This is a genomic window from Stenotrophomonas sp. KH_029 (genome assembly GCF_057839765.1).
Map to the genome: position 1 here is coordinate 3,181,607 of NZ_CM174498.1, position 19,371 is coordinate 3,200,977.

13 protein-coding genes are annotated in these 19,371 nt (G+C 70.0%); 4 read left to right on the plus strand and 9 right to left on the minus strand.

The annotated features are described in order from the left end of the window. Positions 1-30 precede the first annotated feature (30 nt). Positions 31-1,422, plus strand: coding sequence for an adenosylmethionine--8-amino-7-oxononanoate transaminase (gene bioA / locus AC3ITM_RS14335; protein ID WP_489265906.1), 1,392 nt, complete (start codon positions 31-33; stop codon positions 1,420-1,422). Beyond that, entirely contained in the window at positions 1,413-2,147 is a 735-nt protein-coding gene (locus tag AC3ITM_RS14340) for a 16S rRNA (uracil(1498)-N(3))-methyltransferase (protein WP_489265908.1), read from the plus strand. The genes bioA and AC3ITM_RS14340 overlap by 10 nt, the downstream gene beginning before the upstream one ends. Before the next feature lie 298 nt (positions 2,148-2,445). On the opposite strand, the gene AC3ITM_RS14345 is transcribed toward AC3ITM_RS14340, so the two are convergent. The 7 genes from AC3ITM_RS14345 to pilG all read right to left on the minus strand — a co-directional run bounded on the left by AC3ITM_RS14345 (position 2,446) and on the right by pilG (position 14,432). Continuing rightward, the gene (locus tag AC3ITM_RS14345) at positions 2,446-2,919 is read right to left on the minus strand and encodes a chemotaxis protein CheW (protein WP_228884152.1); all 474 of its coding nucleotides are present in this window, start codon (positions 2,917-2,919) and stop codon (positions 2,446-2,448) included. A gap of 31 nt (positions 2,920-2,950) precedes the next feature. Next, positions 2,951-4,276 (minus strand): chemotaxis protein CheB, encoded by a 1,326-nt coding sequence (locus AC3ITM_RS14350; protein WP_489265909.1) that lies wholly within the window; start codon positions 4,274-4,276, stop codon positions 2,951-2,953. Next, entirely contained in the window at positions 4,263-10,946 is a 6,684-nt protein-coding gene (locus tag AC3ITM_RS14355; protein ID WP_489265911.1) for an Hpt domain-containing protein, read from the minus strand. The genes AC3ITM_RS14350 and AC3ITM_RS14355 overlap by 14 nt, the downstream gene beginning before the upstream one ends. Before the next feature lie 94 nt (positions 10,947-11,040). Beyond that, positions 11,041-13,077, minus strand: coding sequence for a methyl-accepting chemotaxis protein (locus AC3ITM_RS14360; protein WP_489265912.1), 2,037 nt, complete (start codon positions 13,075-13,077; stop codon positions 11,041-11,043). Positions 13,078-13,120: 43 nt separating this feature from the next. After that, on the minus strand, positions 13,121-13,651 hold the full coding sequence (locus tag AC3ITM_RS14365; RefSeq protein WP_228884148.1) for a chemotaxis protein CheW: 531 nt from the start codon (positions 13,649-13,651) through the stop codon (positions 13,121-13,123). Further along, positions 13,651-14,013: a response regulator transcription factor gene (locus tag AC3ITM_RS14370; RefSeq protein WP_489265914.1), complete on the minus strand. Its 363-nt coding sequence runs from the start codon at positions 14,011-14,013 to the stop codon at positions 13,651-13,653. Before AC3ITM_RS14370 ends, AC3ITM_RS14365 begins: the two co-directional genes overlap by 1 nt. A gap of 17 nt (positions 14,014-14,030) precedes the next feature. Beyond that, positions 14,031-14,432 carry a twitching motility response regulator PilG gene (pilG, locus tag AC3ITM_RS14375; protein ID WP_017356958.1) on the minus strand — a complete coding sequence of 134 codons (402 nt, stop codon included), beginning with the start codon at positions 14,430-14,432 and terminating at the stop codon, positions 14,031-14,033. Positions 14,433-14,679: 247 nt separating this feature from the next. Here pilG and gshB point away from each other — a divergent pair, with 247 nt between their 5' ends. Together gshB and AC3ITM_RS14385 are read left to right on the plus strand one after the other, a co-directional pair. Next, entirely contained in the window at positions 14,680-15,630 is a 951-nt protein-coding gene (gshB, locus tag AC3ITM_RS14380) for a glutathione synthase (protein WP_489265915.1), read from the plus strand. Then, positions 15,627-16,514, plus strand: a complete 888-nt coding sequence (locus tag AC3ITM_RS14385) for an energy transducer TonB family protein (RefSeq protein ID WP_489265917.1) — start codon at positions 15,627-15,629, stop codon at positions 16,512-16,514. The genes gshB and AC3ITM_RS14385 overlap by 4 nt, the downstream gene beginning before the upstream one ends. 61 nt (positions 16,515-16,575) lie before the next feature. On the opposite strand, the gene tsaB is transcribed toward AC3ITM_RS14385, so the two are convergent. Then, a complete protein-coding gene (gene tsaB / locus AC3ITM_RS14390; protein WP_489265919.1) occupies positions 16,576-17,277 on the minus strand; it encodes a tRNA (adenosine(37)-N6)-threonylcarbamoyltransferase complex dimerization subunit type 1 TsaB in 702 nt (233 codons plus the stop codon). Between the two features lie 5 nt (positions 17,278-17,282). Beyond that, a complete protein-coding gene (yoaA, locus tag AC3ITM_RS14395; protein ID WP_489265921.1) occupies positions 17,283-19,340 on the minus strand; it encodes a DNA repair helicase YoaA in 2,058 nt (685 codons plus the stop codon). Positions 19,341-19,371: the final 31 nt, after the last annotated feature.

Sequence of the window (19,371 nt, forward strand, 5' to 3'; positions counted from 1 at the left end):
AGCTGGTGAAAACGTGTTCATGAGCCCGAAATGCTAGCAGACCCAGCCCCCCTCACGCTGGCCGATCGGTGGCGGCAACGCGATCTGGCCGTGTTATGGCACCCATGCACGCAGATGCGCGAACACCCCGACACCCTGCCGCTGGTGCCGATCGCCCGTGGTGAAGGCCCGTGGCTGATCGATCATGACGGCAAACACTACCTGGATGCGGTCAGCAGCTGGTGGACCAACCTGTTCGGCCATGCGCAGCCGCGCATCGGCGCGGCCATCGCCCACCAGGCCACCCAGCTGGAGCAGGTGATGCTGGCCGGCTTCAGTCACGAACCGGCGGTGGCCCTGGCCGAACGCCTGCTGGCGATCGCCCCGCGCCAGGCCGGGCGCGCCCCGCTGGCCAAGGTGTTCTACGCCGACAACGGCTCGGCCGGGGTGGAAGTGGCGCTGAAGATGGCCTTCCACTACTTCCGCAACCGCGGCGAGCACCACCGCACCCGCTTTGTGGCCCTGGAGAACGGCTACCACGGCGAAACCCTGGGCGCGCTGTCGGTGGGCGATATCCCGCTGTACCGCCGCGTGTATGCGCCGCTGCTGACCGAGGCGCTGTTCGCGCCGTCGCCGGACGCCTACCTGGCCGAGCCGGGGCAGAGCGCGGCCCAGCGCGCCCACCAGGCCGCCGATGCGCTGGCCACCCTGTTCGACCAGCATCCCGGTGAAATCTGCGCGGTGATTCTGGAGCCGCGCCTGCAATGCGCCGGCGGCATGCGCATGCACGACCCGGTGTACCTGCAGCGCGCCCGCGAACTGTGCGATGCCAACGGCGCGTTCCTGATCGCCGATGAGATCGCCACCGGCTTCGGCCGTACCGGCACGATGTTCGCCTGCGAACAGGCCGGGGTGATGCCCGACCTGCTGTGCCTGTCCAAGGGCCTGACCGGAGGCTTCCTGCCGCTGTCGGCGGTGCTGGCCACCCAGGCGCTGTACGACGCGTTTCTGGATGAGTCACGTGAACGCGCGTTCCTGCATTCGCACAGCTACACCGGCAACCCGCTGGCCTGTGCGGCGGCGCTGGCCACGCTGGATATCTTCGCCAGCGAGGATGTGATCGCGCGCAACCGTGGCACCGCCGAGGTGATGGCCCGCCTGGCCGCGCCGTTCAACGACCACCGGCACGTGGCCGATGTGCGCCAGGCCGGGATGGTGGTGGCCTTCGAACTGACCCGCAATGGCGACAAGCGCACCCCCTTCCCCGCCGAAGCGCGGGTGGGGCTGCACGCCTACACCGCCGCGCTCAAGCGCGGGGTGGTGCTGCGCCCGCTGGGCAACGTGCTGTACTGGATGCCGCCGTACTGCGTGGAAGACGAACACCTGGACCTGTTGGCCCAGACCACCCTGGCCGCGATCGAGGAGGCCGTTGCATGCGTGTGACCCGTTGCCATGTCGAGACCCCACTGGCCGTGGGCCAGACCCTGTCGCTGCCCGAAGAGGCGGCCAACCACCTGGTGCGGGTGATGCGGCTGCGCGAAGGCGACGGCTGCGTGCTGTTCAATGGTGACGGGCACGATTACCCGGCCACGCTGGTGGTGGTGGGCAAACGCGATGCGCAGGTGCGCATCGATGCCGCGCTGGCGCTGGACAACGAATCGCCGCTGCACATCACCCTGCTGCAGGGCATCGCGCGCGGCGAGAAGATGGACCTGATCCTGCAGAAGGCGACCGAACTGGGCGTGGCCGCGATCGTGCCGGTCAACGCCGAGCGCACCGAAGTGAAGCTCGATGCGGCGCGTGCGGAAAAGCGGCTGGCGCACTGGAACAATGTGGTGGTGTCGGCCTGTGGCCAGTCCGGTCGCGCGCGGGTGCCGGCCGTGGCGGCGCCGCAATCGCTGCTGGAGGCCGCACGCAGCATGCCCGCCGACGCACTCAAGCTGACCCTGGACCCGCTTGGCGCGCATCGCCTGTCCATCCTGCCGGCCGCGCCGGGCGGGGTGGTGATCGCGATCGGCCCGGAGGGTGGCTGGTCGCCGCGCGACCGGCAGGCATTGGCCGAGGCGGGATTCCAGGGCCTGCAGCTGGGCCCGCGGATCCTGCGCACCGAAACGGCCGGGCTGGCCGCGATCGCGGCCGTGCAGGCGCGGCTGGGCGACCTGGGCTGACCGATCACATTCGGGTAGGTAGCGACCGTTGGTCGCTACCGGCCTGGTCCGGGTCGGTGTCATGCATGTGCCGACCAACGGTCGGCACCTACCATCGGTCACGCGCCCGGTACGCACCGGCCGTTGGTCGGTGCGCGAATGGTCCGGCGCGCAATGTGCCAACGCAAGCAGCGCAAGCGGGTGGAACAGCCCCCTTGAGTCAAGGGGGCGCGCCGTCAGGCGCGGGGATCTGGAAGAATGGTCCGCGGGGGGCCCACGATCTGCAGCGCAGATCGTGGGAGGTTTCGCGAATGCGAACCTACCCCGCGACGGGGTAGGCCTCGTCCAGCGCCGCTTCCAGCGCATCCAGGTCCGGCAGCAGCGCGCTCTGCTCGCCCAGCAGCACGCGCATGTGCACGCCCTGCGGCAGGGTTTCTTCCGAGGCGTCGGCCAGCAGGCCGTCGCGCGGCACCGAAATCAGCTGCGGGAAGGTCTGGGTCAGCAGCGCGAAGTACGGGCGGCCCGGATTGCCGCCCAGCGCCTTGAGCACCACCACCTTGTTGTTGCCATGCACCGGCTCGTCGCCCAGCCCGGACAGGCGCGCGAACGACAGCAGCGGCACGTCCCAGCCATGCCAGGCGATCTGCCCGACCAGCCAGGCCGGCGTGTCCGGCACCGCCTGCACGGCGACCTTGGACATCATTTCGGCGACGGTGGCATTGGGCAGCAGCACGCGTTCGTGCCCGGCCTGGATCAATACCCCGCGGATTTCGTCGTTGCTGGCGTAGCTCATCGGTGTGTCCTTGTGGGTGCCGGCGCGGCGATCACTCGCTCACGCCCCAGCGTTCGGCGATCACGGCGGCCAGTTGCTGCGGTTCGCCCGCCTCCATGCCGGCGGCGACCACGGCGCTGGCCGCGGTCGGGTCGTAGCAGCCTTCGCCAACCTGCCCGGCCGCCCAGGCGCCGGCGCCGGCCAGCGCCAGCACGGGCTCGACCTGCGTCGGATCGGCGCCACTGAGCAGCACCACGCCGCTGTGCGCCGGCGGCAGGGCGTCGATCTGGATGCCCTGCGCATCGGTGCTGAAATACAGGCTGCGGCCGCGCAGTTCCAACCCGATGTCGTCGGGCAGGATGTAGGCATGGCCGGCCAGGACCGGTTGTGCGGTTTCGGCCAGCAGCACCGGCAGCGGCGACACCCGCGCCATCTGCTTGACCAGGTTGCCGTAACGGCCGCCGTCCAGGCGCATATGCACCAGCACCGGCGCCGCCAGCGCGGCCGGCAGGGCGGCCAGCAGCCGGCGCAGCGCGTCCGGGCCACCGATACCGGCCAGCACCAGCACCGCACCGGGGGCGGCGCCGTCGGCCTGGCCTTGCGGTTCCAGCTCGACCAGCGACAACCGTTCCAGGTCGAATGCCGTTGCCGTTGACGGCGATACCGGCTCCGCGGCGGCGGCAGGCGGCGGTGCCGCTGCATCGTCGTCGACCAGCGACCAGCTGCTGTGGTCGCCCAGCGGCGCCGCAGCCAGGATCGCCGCGGCCGAGGGCACCGGTGGTGGCACCGCTGCTGCCGGCGGCGGAGTGGCGCTGGTCTGCAGCGCCGCCAGGGCTTCTTCCAGCGAGACCGGCTCGCTCAGCGCCCCGGGGGCCTGGTACAGGCCATCGGCAGGCACCTCCGCCGCCGCGTCGAACGCCTCGCGGACATGGAACTCCAGCGGGGCGTCGGCATGCAGCTGCGCCGGGGTGACCGGCAGGCCCGGTTCGGGCTGCAGCAGGCCGTCCTGCTCCGAACCCGGCGGCAGTACGTCGTGGTGGCCGTGCAGCTTGGCCACCAGGTGCCGCGCCCAGCGCTGGGCTTCCCAGCCCTCGCGGCGGGCGGCCAGTTCGGCCTCGTCGAAGATCACCGTCAGCGACGGTGCGGCCAGCACCGGGTCCAGCCGTTCCAGCGCATCCTCGATCGCCGGTTCCAGCGCGATCAGCACCGCGCCCGGTGCGGCATCGCGCAGGGTCTGCACGTCCAGCGTGTTGGGGTCTTCTTCCAGCACCACGTTGGCACCGGCAAACACCAGCGCCTCACGCAGGCGCTCGCGGGCCGGCCCGACCCGGGCCAGCAGCGCCACCGGCAACAGCGAAGGCAGGTCATTCACGGACACGGGCAATCCCCAGCAGGTCGTACACGTTCCGCATCAGGTCCAGTTCCTGGTACGGCTTGCCCAGGTAACGCTGGACACCGATTTCGAAGGCGCGCTGACGGTGCTTGTCGCCGCTGCGCGAGGTGATCATCACGATCGGCACATCCTTGTAGCGTGGGTCGGCGCGCATCGTGGTGGCCAGTTCATAGCCATCCATGCGCGGCATTTCGATGTCCAGCAGCATCAGGTCGGGCACCCGCTCCTCCAGCCGCTCCAGTGCCTCCACGCCATCGCGGGCCACGGCCACCTCGAAGTTGTGGCGCTCCAGAATGCGCCCGGTCACCTTGCGCATGGTCAGCGAATCGTCGACCACCATCACCAGCGGTGCCTGGCGGTCGCTGACCTGGGCGGTCATGGCGATCGGCTTGTGCGGGTTGGCCACGAAGCGGCGCACCAGCGGCGCAACGTCGAGGATCACCACCACGCGGCCATCGCCGGTGATGGTGGCGCCGTAGATACCCGGCACCGAGGCGATCTGCAGGCCGACCGGCTTGACCACGATTTCGCGGTTGCCCAGCACCTGGTCGATCGCCACGGCGGCGCGCAGGTCACCGGCGCGCACCAGCAACAGCGGCACCTGGGCCTGGCCTTCGGCGCGGGCCTGGCCCTGGCCGATCAGCGTGCCCAGGTCGTGCAGCGCGAACTCTTCGCCGCCGTAGTGGTAGCCACCGGCGGTTTCGAACCGCTCGCGCGAGATCCGGCCGATACCGCTGACCGAGGCCACCGGTACGGCGAAGGTGGTTTCGCCGATCTGCACGAACACCGCCTGGGTCACCGCCAGCGTCTGCGGCAGACGCAGGGTGAAGGTGACGCCCTGGCCGCGCACCGAGTGGATGTCCACCGAGCCGCCGAGCTGGCGCACTTCGTTGTGCACCACGTCCATGCCCACGCCCCGGCCGGCCAGCTGGCTGACCTGGTCGGCGGTGCTGAACCCCGGGGCGAAGATCATCGCGTCCAGTTCGGCTTCGGCCAGTTCCACCCCGGCTTCGACCAGGCCGCGCTGTTCGGCGCGGCGACGGATCGCCTCACGGTCCAGCCCGGCGCCGTCGTCGGCCACTTCCAGCACGATTTCCGAGCCTTCGCGGCGCAGCCGGATGGCGATCTCGCCTTCCTCGGGCTTGCCGGCGGCGCGGCGTTGTTCCGGCGTTTCCAAGCCATGGGCGACCGAGTTGCGCAGCATGTGTTCCAGCGGCGCGACCATGCGGTCGAGCACGTTGCGGTCCAGTTCGCCGTGGGTGCCTTCCAGGATCACATGGACCTGCTTGCCGGTGTCCTGGCCGGCCTGGCGCACCACGCGGCGCAGGCGCGGCACCAGGCCGTCGAACGGCACCATGCGCGCGCGCATCAGGCCGTCCTGCAGCTCCGAGCTGACCCGCGACTGTTGCTGCAGCAGCACGTCGTACTGGCGCGACAGATCGTCGAGCACGCCCTGCAGGCCGCCAAGGTCGGCGGCGGACTCGTTCAGCGCACGGCTGAGCTGCTGCAGGGTGGAGAAGCGGTCCAGTTCCAGCGGATCGAACTTGTGGTCGGCCTGGTCCTGTTCGCGCTGGTAACGGGCGACGATCTGCGCCTCGGTTTCCAGGTCCAGGCGGCGCAGCTGGTCGCGCAGACGGGCATTGGTGCGGTCCAGTTCGCCCATGGCGCCGCGGAAGGCACCCAACTGCTGTTCCAGCCGCGAGCGGTAGATCGCCACTTCACCGGCATGGTTGACCAGGCGGTCGAGCAGGTCGGCGCGTACCCGCACCTGTTCCTGCTGCGGCCGGGCCAGGCTGTCCTCGTCGGTGGCCACATCCAGCGGCAGCGGGGCCGACAGCGGGGCATCGGCGACGGTGGCATCCACCACCACCGGTGCGGCCTCCTCGGCCAGCTCGGCCGGTACCGGTACCACCCGGCCCAGGGTGCGTTGTTCGAACGCGGCGATCAGGTCCTCGGGCATCACCACGCTGCGGTGCTGGCCGGTGCGGGTCAGCATCTGGTGCAGGCGGTCGAAGCCACGTTCGAGCAGGTGGACGTCGCTGCGATCGATGTCGGTGCGGTTGGCGGCCACCGCCTCCAGCAGCGACTCGATGCCGTGGCCGAGGTCGCCGATCGGGTTGATCCCGGCCATGCGCGCCCCGCCCTTGAGGGTGTGCAGGTCGCGCTGCAGGCCGGCGATCACGTCGCGGTCCTGCGGCGCGGCACGCAGCTCGCTGATCAGGCCATCGCAATGGTCGAGCAGATCCTTGCCTTCTTCCACGAAGATGTCGACCAATTCCTGGTCGAGCACGCTGAAGTCCAGCGCCTCGCTGGGGTCGCTGTCCTCGTCCGGCGCAGCGGCCGGCGTCGGTGCGGCGCCATCCACCGTCGCTGCGGCAACCGCAGCGACGGCGACCAGCGCGGCCGTGCCGCTGCCGGCCGGCAGCGGCGCGTCTTCGAGTTCGAAGAACGGCGACGGCGTAGCGGTTTCTGCTTCGGCTTCAGTCTCGGCGTCGCTTGCGCTGTCGGCCGGGTCCGCGGCCGATTCGGCGAAGGCATCGGCTTCGGTGCGTGCATCCAGGTCGGCGGTATCGCCGGTTTCCAGGCCAAGCAGGCTGTCGAAGTCGGCGTCCGGCGCATCGACCACGGTCAGGCCGTCATCCAGTGCCTGCTGTGCATCCACTGGTTCACCGAAGGACGGTACCGGCGGCAGCGCTTCTTCCAGCGCCTGACGGTCGCTGTCGGCATCGGCATCGGCGTCTACTTCCGCAGCGGCAGCGGCAGCGTCCAGGTCGGCGCTGTCTGCACCGCCGTGCTGCGGCTCGGCCGCCGGCGCATCGGCCGCAGCAGGGGCCGCGGCGGATACCGCGCTGTCATCGGCCAGGACGCCGGCACCCGACCACGGGTTGAGCGTGGCAACCGGCGACGACGGCTCGGCATCGGCATGCGTGGCCGGCAGCGTCTCGGTAGCGGTATCGGCGGTCGATTCGGCGGCGGCCTGGGTCTGGGCCGTGCTCTCCGGGCTGATGCCGGCCGCGCCATCCTCGGCAGCCGCAGCCGGCGTCGCATCGGATAGCGGCAACGCGTGTTCGAAGAAGCGCGACAGGTCTTCGGCGCCGGTCAGTTCGACCGCTTCCAGGCCCTCGGCCGTGGCCGCCCCGGTGGCGGCCGGCGGCAGCGGCGCTGCGGCAGCCGCGACAGCGTCGCTGCCGTCAAGCTGGCTGGCCGGAAGATCGGCGTCGAAGTAGGCCGACAGGTCATCACTGCCGGTCAGCTCGCCGACCAGCAGCGCATCGTTGTCCGCGTCGGCAACACCGGCAACACCGGCGGTGTCGGCAACGGCATGCGCATCGGCATCGGCATCGGCATCGAAGTCGACCACGGACAAGGCGTCGGCCTGCGGCAGCGGCGCATCGCCGCTGGTGTCGGCGTAGTCGCCCTGCCCGCCGGCCTGCGGCCACGTGGCCAGTGCATCGGCGGCATCGCTGGCAGCACCGTCGGTGGCAGCCGGTTGGTCGCCCTCGTCCTGGACCAAGCCGTCCTCGTCGTCCAATGCGTCATCGGCATCCAGCGCCGGCCAGCGCGCTTCGGGCAAGGTGTCGGCCAGCGCCTGCAGGCGCGCGGCCAGCGTGGCCTGCACCGGAATGCGCGGCGCGTCGGCCTGCAGCGCAGTCATGGTGGCGGCAATGGCCGCAGCAGTCGCTGCCAGCGCGTCCACGCCGTCGGCGTCGGGCGTGGCATCGGCCGCCAACGAACGCTTGATATAGCTTTCCGCAGCGCCGGTGACGGCGGTGATCTCGGGCACGTCGGTCATCGCGAACGCGCCGTTCATGGTGTGCACGGCGCGCAGCAGGCTGTCGGTGACCGGCTGCGCGGCCACGCGGGCATCCTGCAACCAGGCCTGCAGCGTGGCCTGGTGGGTGTCCACCTCGGCTTCGAGGATCTCGCGCAGCACCTCGTCGATATTGGCCGGGGTACCGGCCGCTTCGATCGGTTCGGCCACCTCGGCGGCAACGGCAACCGGCGCGGCGCGCTGCAACGGCACGTGGAAGGTTTCCTCACCGGCGGCAACGCGGTCGGCAATGGCCTGCATCGCCTGCAGGTCGGCCGTGACCCGGCTGCCGTCGCGCAACGCGGCATTGAGCTGCGGCAGCACCTCATAGGCCTGGCCGACCATCGCCACCACCGCCGGGGTCGCCGCGCGGCTGCCGTCGAGCACGCGGTTGAGCATGCCCTCGATCTTCCAGCTGAACTCGCCCAGGGTGCGTGCGCCGACCAGCCGGCCACTGCCCTTGAGGGTGTGGAACACGCGGCGGATCGGCCGCAGGCGGTCCAGGTTGTCCGGCGCGGCGCGCCAGACCGGCAACAGGTTGCCGAGGTTGACCAGCTCTTCGTCGAATTCTTCGATGAAGACTTCGCGGATGTCCTGGTCGATGTTCTCGCCATCGTCCTCGAAGCCGGCCTCGATGCTGTCGATCGGCTCGACCACGCCGGCATCGACGGCCGCAGCCGGCAGCGGCTCGGTGCTGAACTGCGCGGCGGCGGCATCGAGCTCGGCGAGGAAACGCGCCGATTCGTCGTCCAGTTCGATCTTGCCGATCACCGCGGCATGTACGCCGGTGACGCTGTTGACCGGGGTGGCAGCGGCCGGTTCGGTGCTGTCGGCGGCGGCCGCTTCGGCGTCATGCGCGCCGGCGGCATCGGCGATGTCGGCAGCCTGCCCGGCCACCGGCTCGATCTGCCCGCGCAGGAACGGCGGCAGGCTCTGCACGTCCAGTTCGGGCGCGGCATCGCTGTCCAGCCCGTCATCGATCTGCAGCGACAACACATCGCCGGCATTGTGCAGTGCCTCGTCGACGCTGAACTCGATCGGCTCGTCGCTGATCTGCAGGTCGTCGTGTTCGGCAGCGACCGGATCAAAGCCGGCGCTGTCGGCGACGAACGTGTCGACGTGCGCGACCGGCGCTGCCTCCTCGGCAGCAGGCTCGGCGCTGGCGTCCAGCGCATCCAGCGCGGCATGCAGCGCTGGTTGTGCATCCCAGTGCGTGGCAGCCACGGCATCTTCGGCCACGACCGGATCGAAGTGGGCGAAGGTGGGCAACGCGTCGTCGCGTTCACTCGGGCGCGACAGCGTCCACTGCGGCGCGTCGGGCGCGACCGGTGCGGTGGAGGCGTCGAACACCAGGGCGACCGGAGCGGCCGCGGCGGGTGCAACCGTTGCCGGGGTATCGGCGTCGGCATCGACCGCAGCCGGCAGCGGCTCGAAGGTGAAATCCGGCAGCGCCGGTGGCACGCTGCCCGGCGGCGGCGCGCCGGGGGTCACCGGGATCGGCAGCGTCTCCACCGATGCGGCGTCCCAGTGGGGCAGGTCGATGCGCTCGGCAGCCACCGGCAGCGCCGCGGCACTGGCATCGACGCCAGCGGCATGCGCATCGGGCAGCGGCCAGTAGCGCAGCGTTTCCAGGCTGGTACGGGTGATGTCGAGGATTTCCTCGCGGCCCGGGCGGCGTTCGCGCAGGGCTTCGAGGTAGTACTCCAGGCTGGCCATGGCATCGGCCAGGGTGTCCAGCTGGCGCCCGCTGGGCACGCGCTGGCGGTCGATCAGTTCCACCGCGATGTACTGGCGCACGCCCTGCAGGTAATCGGCCGGGGTGGCCAGATCCAGCATGCGCAGCGCACCGGCGACCTCGCCGAGCAGGCGCGGCACTTCCTGCAACTGCTGGTGGTTCCAGTTGGTTTCGATGAAGGCGACGAAATGCTCGCGCGCCGCGGCGAAATTGGCGATCGCCTCATGCGCCAGCACCTCCACGGTGCGGCGGTTTTCCACCGCGCTGGGATCGTCCTCGCCACTACCGCCGGCGCCCAGGTGGGCGACCTGGTCGTCCAGCGAGGCGTCCACGTACAACAGCGCGCCGGCGATATCCAGCAGCAGGCTTTCATCAATGGCCTGCTCGCCCTGGACCACGCTGCGCAGCGCATCGCGCTGCTGCACGACCACGCCGCGGGCCACGCCCAGGCCCATCATGCCCAGGGTGTCGGCCACCGCGCCCAGTTCGTTGACCTGGGTCTGCAGCTGGGCCGGCTCGCCGCCGGTGCGCAGGTGCAGGTCCAGTGCGTCCTTGATCCGCAGCAGCTCTTCCTTGACCGCGTTGCCGACGGTGTCGAGCAGTTCGCGGTTGCGTCCGCTCAGGCTGCCGCGGGCGTGGTCGAGCTCGGCTTCGGTGGCGCTGGCGCTGTCCGGGGCGAAGGCGAACAGCACGCTTTCATTGATGCCCGGCAGGGCGCGCGCCGAACGGATGTCGTTGAGCAGCGGCAGCAGCACGATCGGGATGTCCCGATGGCCGTTCTGCAGGCGTTCCAGGTAGTCGGGCAGCAGCACGCTGCCGCGCATCAGGGTGGCGCAGGCTTCATCGCGGTCGGGCACCTCGCCGGCGCCGATGGCGTTGGCCAGCTGCTCCAGTTCTTCGGCCACCATCGCCGGCGCATACAGCTCGACCATGCGCAAGGTGCCCTGCACCTGATGCAGGTAGCCGGCGCAGAAGCGCATGCGGCTGCCGTCGGCCGGGTCTTCGGCGTAGTACTCGACCTCGTTGCGCACCTGGCGCAGGGTCTCGTCCAGCTCCGGCTTGACCCAGCCCAGGGCGGCATGGCTCATGGCATCGCGCAGCGTGCTCATGCCGGAACTCCCGGCAGGTGGGCGCGCGTGTCGTGCTGTGATTTCTCGCGATGCATCATCTGCTTATTCCTTCCCTCTCCGCCCTGCCCGCGGCTCACGCCGGCAGCTTGAAGTCGGCAACCGAGCGGCGCAGGTCGGCCGCCAGCTGTGCCAAATGACCGATCGACTCGGCGGTCTGTCCCGCGCCCTGCGAAGTCTGGCCGGTAATCTGCCGGATCACGCCCATGGTGCGGGTGATGTCCGAGGCGGCCGACGACTGCTGCTGGGCGGCGATCGAGATGTTCTTGATGAGGTTGTTGAGCGCGTTGGAGACCCGTTCGATTTCGGTCAGCGCGGTACCGGCGTCCTCGGCCAGGCGCGCGCCGGATACCACTTCGGCGGTGGTCTGCTCCATCGAGCTGACCGCTTCGTTGGTATCGGCCTGGATGGCCTGGACCAGGTTTTCGATCCGTCGGGTCGCGCCGGAGGTACGCTCTGCCAGGCGCTGCACTTCGTCGGCCACCACCGCGAACCCGCGGCCGGCCTCGCCGGCCGAAGCGGCCTGCACGGCCGCGTTCAGGGCCAGGATGTTGGTCTGCTCGGAAATGTCGTTGATCAGTTCCACGATCGAGCCGATTTCCTGCGAAGACTCGCCCAGGCGCTTGATGCGCTTGGAGGTTTCCTGGATCTGGTCGCGGATCTGGTCCATGCCCTGGATGGTCTCGCGGACCACGCCGGCGCCTTCGGCGGCGATCACCACCGAACGCTGCGCCACCTCGGCCGATTCGGCCGAGTTGCGCGAGACCTGCTCGATGCTCGAGGCGATTTCGCCGATGCGGTCCGAGGCCGAGGTGATCTGGTTGGCCTGGTGGCCGGCCGCTTCGGCCAGCTGCATCGCGGTGGCCTGGGTTTCCTGGGTGGACAGCGCGACCTTGGCCGAGGTGTCGTTGATGGTGGTCACCAGGTGGCGCAGTTCGTCCACGGCGTAATTGATGGCGTCGGCGATCGCGCCGGTCATGTCCTCGGTCACCGAAGCCTTGACGGTCAGGTCGCCCTCGCCCAGCGAGCTGATTTCATCCAGCAGCCGCATGATCGCCTGCTGGTTGCGGCTGTTGAACTCGACCTGGGTCTGGTAACGCAGGTCCTGTTCGCGCGAACGGCTGCGCACGGTGCTGCTGACAAAGCCGATGATGGCGATCAGCGACAGCGCGCCGGAGATCACGCCCAGCCAGAAGTTCGGGAACAGGCGCGTATCGCGCACCGAACCGAACGAGGAGAACGCTTCGAACAGCTTCTTGCTGTCATCGAGCATCTTGCCCGAGCCGGCAGTCAGCGCCGCGGCCGAGGACTGCGCCGAGAACAGCTGGCGCGAACTGGCCAGGATCGCGTCGGCGTCCTTTTTCATGGTGTCCCACTGCTTCTGCGACTGCTCCAGCGCCGACAGCGCGCCGGCATTGCGGACCGGGCTGATGCCAAGTTCCTCGTTGCCGTTGCGCAGCGCTTCCAGCACCTGGGTGAACACCACCGAGTCGCGCGCCAGCGCGTCGCCGGCCGCGGCGGCATTGGCGCCGCCGGCCCGCATTTCGGTCACCCGGCGCGCCATCGAGCCGACCACCACCACCTGCTGCAGCGCGTTGTACACCTGCGAGGCGGGGGCGCCACCGGCCGACATCGCGCGCACCACCTCGTTCAGCTGCGCCTGCAGTGCCGGCACGCCGTTGACGAAGTTGTTGGCGTTGCCGGCCAGGGCCAGCACCGCCGGCTCACTGGCCACCAGCTGGGCGGCGCTCTTGCCGAGCGGTTCCCAGGTCTGGCCGAGCTGGTTGAGCGGGCCCGATACGTTGGCTTCGCTGCCGTAACGGCCCTGCAGGCTGCTCACCGTGCTTTCGATGCGGGTCTTGGTGTCCTTGAACGCGGTGAACGCCTGGGCGTTGCCCGAGACCGCTTCACGGCCCTGGTTGGCCAGCTGCTGGGACAGCACCTGAAGGTCGGCCGCGCCGGTACTGGCGCCAGCCAGGCGGCTGCCCTGCCAGGTGGCCACGCCGGTGTTGACGCCGAACACGATCATCGACAGGGCCAGCAGGCCGAGCCAGAAATTGGTTCCCACCGAGCCCAGCTTGCCGGCCTTGGCGGTATCCGAAGCAGTACTCATGGTTCAACCTCGATCTTCAATGCGGTGAGGCAGGCAGCAGCGATCAGGCCGCGGCCTGCCTGAATTCGGGAGTGCGGGACAGCAGCGACAGCGAGAACACGCCCCAGTCATGACCGTCGCCATGGAAGGCGCGGTCGACGAAATGGGCGTAACGGCCACTGGCCAGGTCGCCGGCGGCGATGTCCTGGTCCTGTTCGAAACTGCGCTGGCCAAACAGTTCATCGATGGTCAGCGCGACGTCGCCGCCGGCCTGGCGCATGATCAGCACGCGCTGGCCTTCCTGCTGCACGGTGCGCTCGCCTTCCATGAAGTACTTCAGGTCGACCACCGGGAACAGGTTGCCGCGCAGGTTGCCCACGCCCAGCAACCACGGCTGGGCGCCGGGCACCGGGGTGATCGGCGGCATCGGCACGATTTCCACCACTTCGCGGAAATCCGAGACCAGGTGGCGCTTGCCGACCCGGTAGCCCACGCCACGCCACAGGTCCTGCGAAAACTGCCGTTCGGGCAGCTGCACCGCATGGGCCAGGCTGCGCCGTTCGTAGACCTCCAGGATGTCGAAAGGAGAGCGCATCAGACCACCAGTTGGTTGATCCGCGCGATCAGTTCATCCTCGCGCGGCGGCTTGACGATGTAGTCGGCCGCTCCCTGGCGCAGCCCCCATGCCTTGTCGGTTTCCATCGCCTTGGTGCTGACGATGATCACCGGGATGTGCTTGATCGCCGCGTCGCGTGCCATCGCGCGGGTGGCCTGGAAGCCACTCATGCCCGGCAGCACCACGTCCATCAGCACCAGCTGCGGCGCATGCGCGCGGACGAGCGCAAGCCCGTCCTCGGCGTTGTCCGCTTCGAGAACCTCATGCCCGGCCTTGGTCAACCACTGCGTGAACACCGCACGGTCGGTCGGTGAATCCTCGATCAGAACGATTCGAGCCATTGTGCCTTTCCCCCTGGTCAGGCGTTGACGTATGTGCGGATGGCACCCAGCAGTTCTTCACGCGTGAAAGGCTTGGTCAGGTACTGCTCCGAGCCGACGATGCGCCCGCGCGCCTTGTCGAACAGGCCGTCCTTGGAGGACAGCATGATCACCGGGGTCGACTTGAACAGCTGGTTGCCCTTGATCAGCGCGCACGTCTGGTACCCATCCAGCCGCGGCATCATGATGTCCACGAAGATGATCTGCGGCTGTTGGTCGGCGATCTTGGCCAACGCCTCGAAACCATCGGTCGCGGTCACCACCTCGCAGCCTTCGCGCTTGAGCAGTGTTTCGGCGGTCCTGCGAATGGTCTTCGAATCGTCGATGACCATGACCCTGAGCCCTGCGAGTTCCCCACCCGCAGCCATGTTTTCAGTCATTACCTTTCCCCGAGCGCGCGACGCTTCTGCTTGGCCTGGCGCCGCTGCGAAAGCGTATCTATATCCCAAACCCGGCGCAGGCTTCAAGCGCCGCCGCGCCAGCCAAGCCGCAGCCGGGGCCGGGCTGACCGATTCGGCACGTTTTGCGCAAAACCGGGCCGGGCCGGACACTGCGTTGCGCCCCGCCGGGCAGGCAACGCCCCCCCGATCCGGCTACCATCATCGCCCTGCCCGCCAGGTTGCGACCATGCCGTTGAACGTCATCGTGGTGATGGACCCCATCGCCCACATCAAGATTGCCAAGGACACCACCTTCGCGATGCTGCTGGAAGCCCAGCGCCGCGGCCACGCCCTGCACTACGTCAGCCCCGGCGGGCTGGCCCTGCGCGATGGCCGGGCGGTGGCCCGCACCGCCCCCCTGCAGGTGCGCGAGGACAAGGCCGACTGGTTCAGCCTGGGCGAGTTCGGCCAGACCGAGTTCGGTCCGGGCCAGGTCGTGCTGATGCGCAAGGACCCGCCGGTGGATGCCGAATTCATCTACGACACCCACGTGCTCAGCGTGGCCCAGCAGGCCGGCGCGCTGGTGGTCAACGACCCGCAGGGGCTGCGCGACTTCAACGAGAAGCTGGCCGCCCTGCTGTTCCCGCAGTGCTGCCCGCCAACCCTGGTCAGCCGCCGCAACGCCGACCTGAAGGCCTTCGTGCTCGAACATGGCCAGGCCGTGCTCAAGCCGCTGGACGGCATGGGCGGGCGCTCGATCTTCCGCAGCGGCACCGGCGACCCCAATCTCAACGTGATCCTGGAGACCCTGACCGACGGCGGGCGCACGCTGGCCCTGGCGCAGAAGTTCATCCCGGACATCACCGCCGGCGACAAGCGCATCCTGCTGGTCGATGGCGAGCCGATCGACTACTGCCTGGCGCGGATCCCGCAGGGCGACGAGTTCCGCGGCAACCTGGCCGCCGGCGGCCGCGGCGAGGGCCGCCCGCTGAGCGAGCGCGACCGCTGGATCGCCGCCCAGGTCGGGCCGGAAATGAAGCGCCGCGGCATGCGCTTCGTCGGCCTGGACGTGATCGGCGACTACCTGACCGAGGTCAATGTGACCAGCCCGACCTGCGTGCGCGAACTGGATGCCCAGTACGGGCTGAACATCGCCGGCACGCTGTTCGACGCGATCGAGGCCGGCCTGCCGCGATGACCGCAACGGCCGAGCCGCTGCTGCCGCTGCAGGCGCGCGAATCCCAGCGCCTGGGCGCGACCCTGGCGCTGTCGCTGCTGGTGCATGCGCTGCTGATCCTGGGCGTGGGCTTTGCGGTCAGCGACAAGGCCGCGCTGGTGCCGACCCTGGATGTGATCTTCAGCCAGACCCAGACCCCGCTGACCCCCAGGCAGGCCGATTTCCTGGCCCAGGCCAACCAGCGCGGCGGTGGCGACCACGACAAGGCCCAGCGGCCGCGCGACAACCAGGCCGGGATCGTGCCGCAGCCCCAGGCCGGGCTGTCGCCGGTGCCACAGCAGCGCCAGGATGCGGCCAGCCCGCCCCCGCCGCAGACCCGGGTGGTGTCCAGCCGCAACAGCACCGAGCCGGTGGCCAGCGCCCAACCGCTGCCGCAGCCCGAGCAGCCGCGGCCGGACGCGCCGTTGAACGCGCGCGAGCAGCGCGATGCGGAAATGGCCCGGCTGGCCGCCGAAGTGCACCTGCGCTCGGCGCAGTACGCCAAGCGCCCGAACCGCAAGTTCGTCTCGGCCAGTACCCGCGAATACGCCTACGCCAACTACCTGCGCGCCTGGGTGGACCGTGCCGAGCGGGTGGGCAACCTCAACTATCCCGACGAGGCGCGCCAGCGTCGCCTGGGCGGCCAGGTGGTGATCACCGTCGGCGTGCGCCGCGACGGCAGCGTGGAAAGCGCGCGGATCCTGCGCAGCAGCGGCACTCCGCTGCTGGACGAGGCCGCGCTGCGCGTGGTCCGCCTGGCCCAGCCGTTCCCGCCGCTGCCCAAGACCGACGACGGCGTGGAGATCCTGCAGGTCACCCGCACCTGGGCGTTCCTGCCCGGCGGTACGCTGCGCGACGATCGGTAGGCCCGCACCACGCTCGAACATCGCCGCGCCGGAACGAACAGCATCCGACCATGGGTCGGACCTACCGCCTGGCCGCGCGCGCGGCCTGCTGCTCGACCAGGGTCAGCGCGACGTTGTTGCGCAGGTAGGCCGGTTCGACCCGCTCCGGCGCCATGCCCTCGCCCCGCTCGAACGCCGGCACCGCCAGCGCCAGCACATCGGAAGCACGTGGCAACGCCTGTGCGTCCACGCCGTCGAGCTGGTCGGCCAGGCGCGTGGCCAGCAGGCCGGAGGCGGCCCCAAATCCGGTGCCCACGCCGAACCAGCGGCTGCCGTCGGGCAGTGCCACCGCGTCCGGTGCGCAGACGATCTCCTCACCCTGCAACTGCCATTGCCCGTCCACGCGCACCTGGCGCGCCACGTAGACCTCGCCCATGCGCGCATCGATGCTGCTCAGCACGTGGTCGGCGTCGGCCGGGGCACGCAACGCCAGAACCTGCAGCGTGGAGACCGGGATGAGCGGGCGGTCCAGCGCCAGCGCGATGCCCTGCGCGATCGCAATCGCCAGGCGCACGCCGGTGAACGCGCCGGGGCCTCGCCCCAGCGCGACCGCATCCAGCTGCGACCGCGTCACGCCCGCCTCGGCCAGCAACGCCTCGGCCCACGGCAGGCTCAGCTCGGCATGCCGGCGCGGGGCGATCTCGAACCGCTCCAGCACCTGCCCATCCACGTACAGGGCAACGGAACAGGCTTCGGTGGCGGTTTCAAAGGCGAGCAGTTTCATCGAGGTCAGAACAGGGAAGTGGGGAAAGGGTCGGCATCGCCGGGGGCGGCAGGGGCAGCGGGGGCCGCCGGCACGACCGGCGCGGCGGGCCCGGCGCCAGCCCATTGTGGCGCAAAGAAGCCGCGCACATCGTCCAGTGCGCGGGTGCGCCGGAACGGCGGCAGCGAATCCAGGAAGATCCGCCCGTAGCCGCGGGTCAGCAGGCGCGGGTCGCACAGCACAAGCACGCCACGATCGGTCTCGCTGCGGATCAGCCGGCCCACCCCCTGCTTCAGCGCGATCACCGCCTGCGGCAGCTGCTCGTCACGGAACGGGTTGCCGCCGTCGCGGCGGATCGCATCCAGCCGCGCCTCGAACACCGGGTCGTCCGGGGCGGCGAACGGCAGCTTGTCGATCACCACCACGCTGAGTGCATCGCCAACCACGTCCACGCCCTCGCGGAAGCTGGCCGAACCCAGCAGCACGCCATTGCCCGATTCGCGGAACCGTTGCAGCAGCGTCGCGCGTGGCGCCTCGCCCTGCACGAACAGCGGCCACGGCGCATCGCGCAGCGCCTCGGCAGCCTCGCGCAGCGCGCGGTGCGAGGCGAACAGCAGGAAGGCCCTGCCCTGCGAGGCCTCCAGCACCGGGATCAACGCACCGATCAGGGCCGTGCCGAAACCGCGTGCGGCCGGATCGGGCAGACCGGCAGGCAGGTAGCACAACGCTTGGGCGGCCCAGTCGAACGGGCTGGGCTGCAGCAGCGTGACCGGGTCATCCAGGCCCAGCCGCTGCGAAATATGCGCAAAGCCGCCGTCCACGGTCAGCGTGGCCGAGGTGAACACCCAGGCCGCCATCGAACGCTGGCGATGCTCGCGCAGCGGGCCGGATACGTCCATCGGGGTGCGCTGGCAGCGGAAACCGCGCGGGGTCAGTTCGTACCACAGCACTTCGGCGGCGGCAGGGGCCTGGCCGGGATCGCTGTCGAAATCCAGCAGCGGCGCATCCTCGCCCAGCCAGCGCGACAGCCGCGATACCGCTTCCAGCGCCCGCGCATGGCAGGCATCCAGGCCGGGCGATGCCTCGCGCACCCCGGCCAGCGCATCGCGCAGGGTGACCAGCGCACTCATCGCCGCATCGAAGCCGTCGCGTACCTGCGGCACGGCCAGCGCGCGCCACTGGGTACCGCGCGGCGGCAGGCCGTCCATCGCCGTGCGCAGCTCGCGCAGCACCTGTTCCAGGCCGGCCGCCGGCACCTGCAGCGCGGCCTGGGCGCCGGCCACGCTGCGGCTCTCGGCCAGGCAGTCGCGCGCCAGTTCCTGCCATGGGCGCATGCCGAAGCTTTCGCCGAAGAAATTGGCGGCCAGCTCGGGCAGCTGGTGCGCCTCGTCGATCACGAATGCCTGCGCGCCGGGCAGGATTTCACCGAAGCCCTCCTGCTTCAGCGCCAGGTCGGCCAGCAGCAGGTGGTGGTTGACCACCACCACGTCGGCCGACTGCGCACGCTGGCGCGCCTGCACCACGAAGCAGTCGTCCCAGAACGGGCATTCGGTGCCCAGGCAGTTGTCGACGGTGGAGGTCACCATCGGGTACAGCGGCGAGTCTTCCGGCAAGGCGTCCAGTTCGGCCATGTCACCGAACTTCGTGCGCCCCGACCAGGCCAGGATGCGCTGGAACTGCGCGACCTGCTCGGGCGAACTGAACCGTGGCTCGCCCCTGGACTGCTGCAGGCGGTAACGGCACAGGTAGTTGGCCCGGCCCTTGAGCAGCGCACTGCTGTGCCCCACCCCAAGCGCGGCGCGCACGCGCGGCAGGTCGCGGTGGTAGAGCTGGTCCTGCAGCGCGCGGGTACCGGTGGAAATGATGGTCTTCAACCCGGACAACAGCGCCGGCACCAGGTAGGCGTAGGTCTTGCCGGTGCCGGTGCCGGCCTCGGCGAGCAGCACGTCGCGCTGGTCGAACGCCTCGGCGATCGCCGCGGTCAGGCGCAGCTGCGCCGGGCGCGCAACGAAGGCATCGAGCTGGCTGGCAAGCGTGCCGCCCTCGCTGAGGGCTTCGCTGCTGGCATGGGCAAGGCGTGACATGACGCTATTGTAGTGCCGGCCGCTGGCCGGC

Bases quoted from the DNA above. Each gene is read 5' to 3' on its own strand.
- bioA (WP_489265906.1), top strand. From the start codon at position 31: ATGCTAGCAGACCCAGCCCCCCTCACGCTGGCCGATCGGTGGCGGCAA.
- AC3ITM_RS14340 (WP_489265908.1), top strand. From the start codon at position 1,413: ATGCGTGTGACCCGTTGCCATGTCGAGACCCCACTGGCCGTGGGCCAG.
- AC3ITM_RS14345 (WP_228884152.1), bottom strand. From the start codon at position 2,919: ATGAGCTACGCCAGCAACGACGAAATCCGCGGGGTATTGATCCAGGCC.
- AC3ITM_RS14355 (WP_489265911.1), bottom strand. From the start codon at position 10,946: ATGAGCACGCTGCGCGATGCCATGAGCCATGCCGCCCTGGGCTGGGTC.
- AC3ITM_RS14360 (WP_489265912.1), bottom strand. From the start codon at position 13,077: ATGAGTACTGCTTCGGATACCGCCAAGGCCGGCAAGCTGGGCTCGGTG.
- AC3ITM_RS14365 (WP_228884148.1), bottom strand. From the start codon at position 13,651: ATGCGCTCTCCTTTCGACATCCTGGAGGTCTACGAACGGCGCAGCCTG.
- AC3ITM_RS14370 (WP_489265914.1), bottom strand. From the start codon at position 14,013: ATGGCTCGAATCGTTCTGATCGAGGATTCACCGACCGACCGTGCGGTG.
- pilG (WP_017356958.1), bottom strand. From the start codon at position 14,432: ATGACTGAAAACATGGCTGCGGGTGGGGAACTCGCAGGGCTCAGGGTC.
- gshB (WP_489265915.1), top strand. From the start codon at position 14,680: ATGCCGTTGAACGTCATCGTGGTGATGGACCCCATCGCCCACATCAAG.
- AC3ITM_RS14385 (WP_489265917.1), top strand. From the start codon at position 15,627: ATGACCGCAACGGCCGAGCCGCTGCTGCCGCTGCAGGCGCGCGAATCC.
- tsaB (WP_489265919.1), bottom strand. From the start codon at position 17,277: ATGAAACTGCTCGCCTTTGAAACCGCCACCGAAGCCTGTTCCGTTGCC.
- yoaA (WP_489265921.1), bottom strand. From the start codon at position 19,340: ATGTCACGCCTTGCCCATGCCAGCAGCGAAGCCCTCAGCGAGGGCGGC.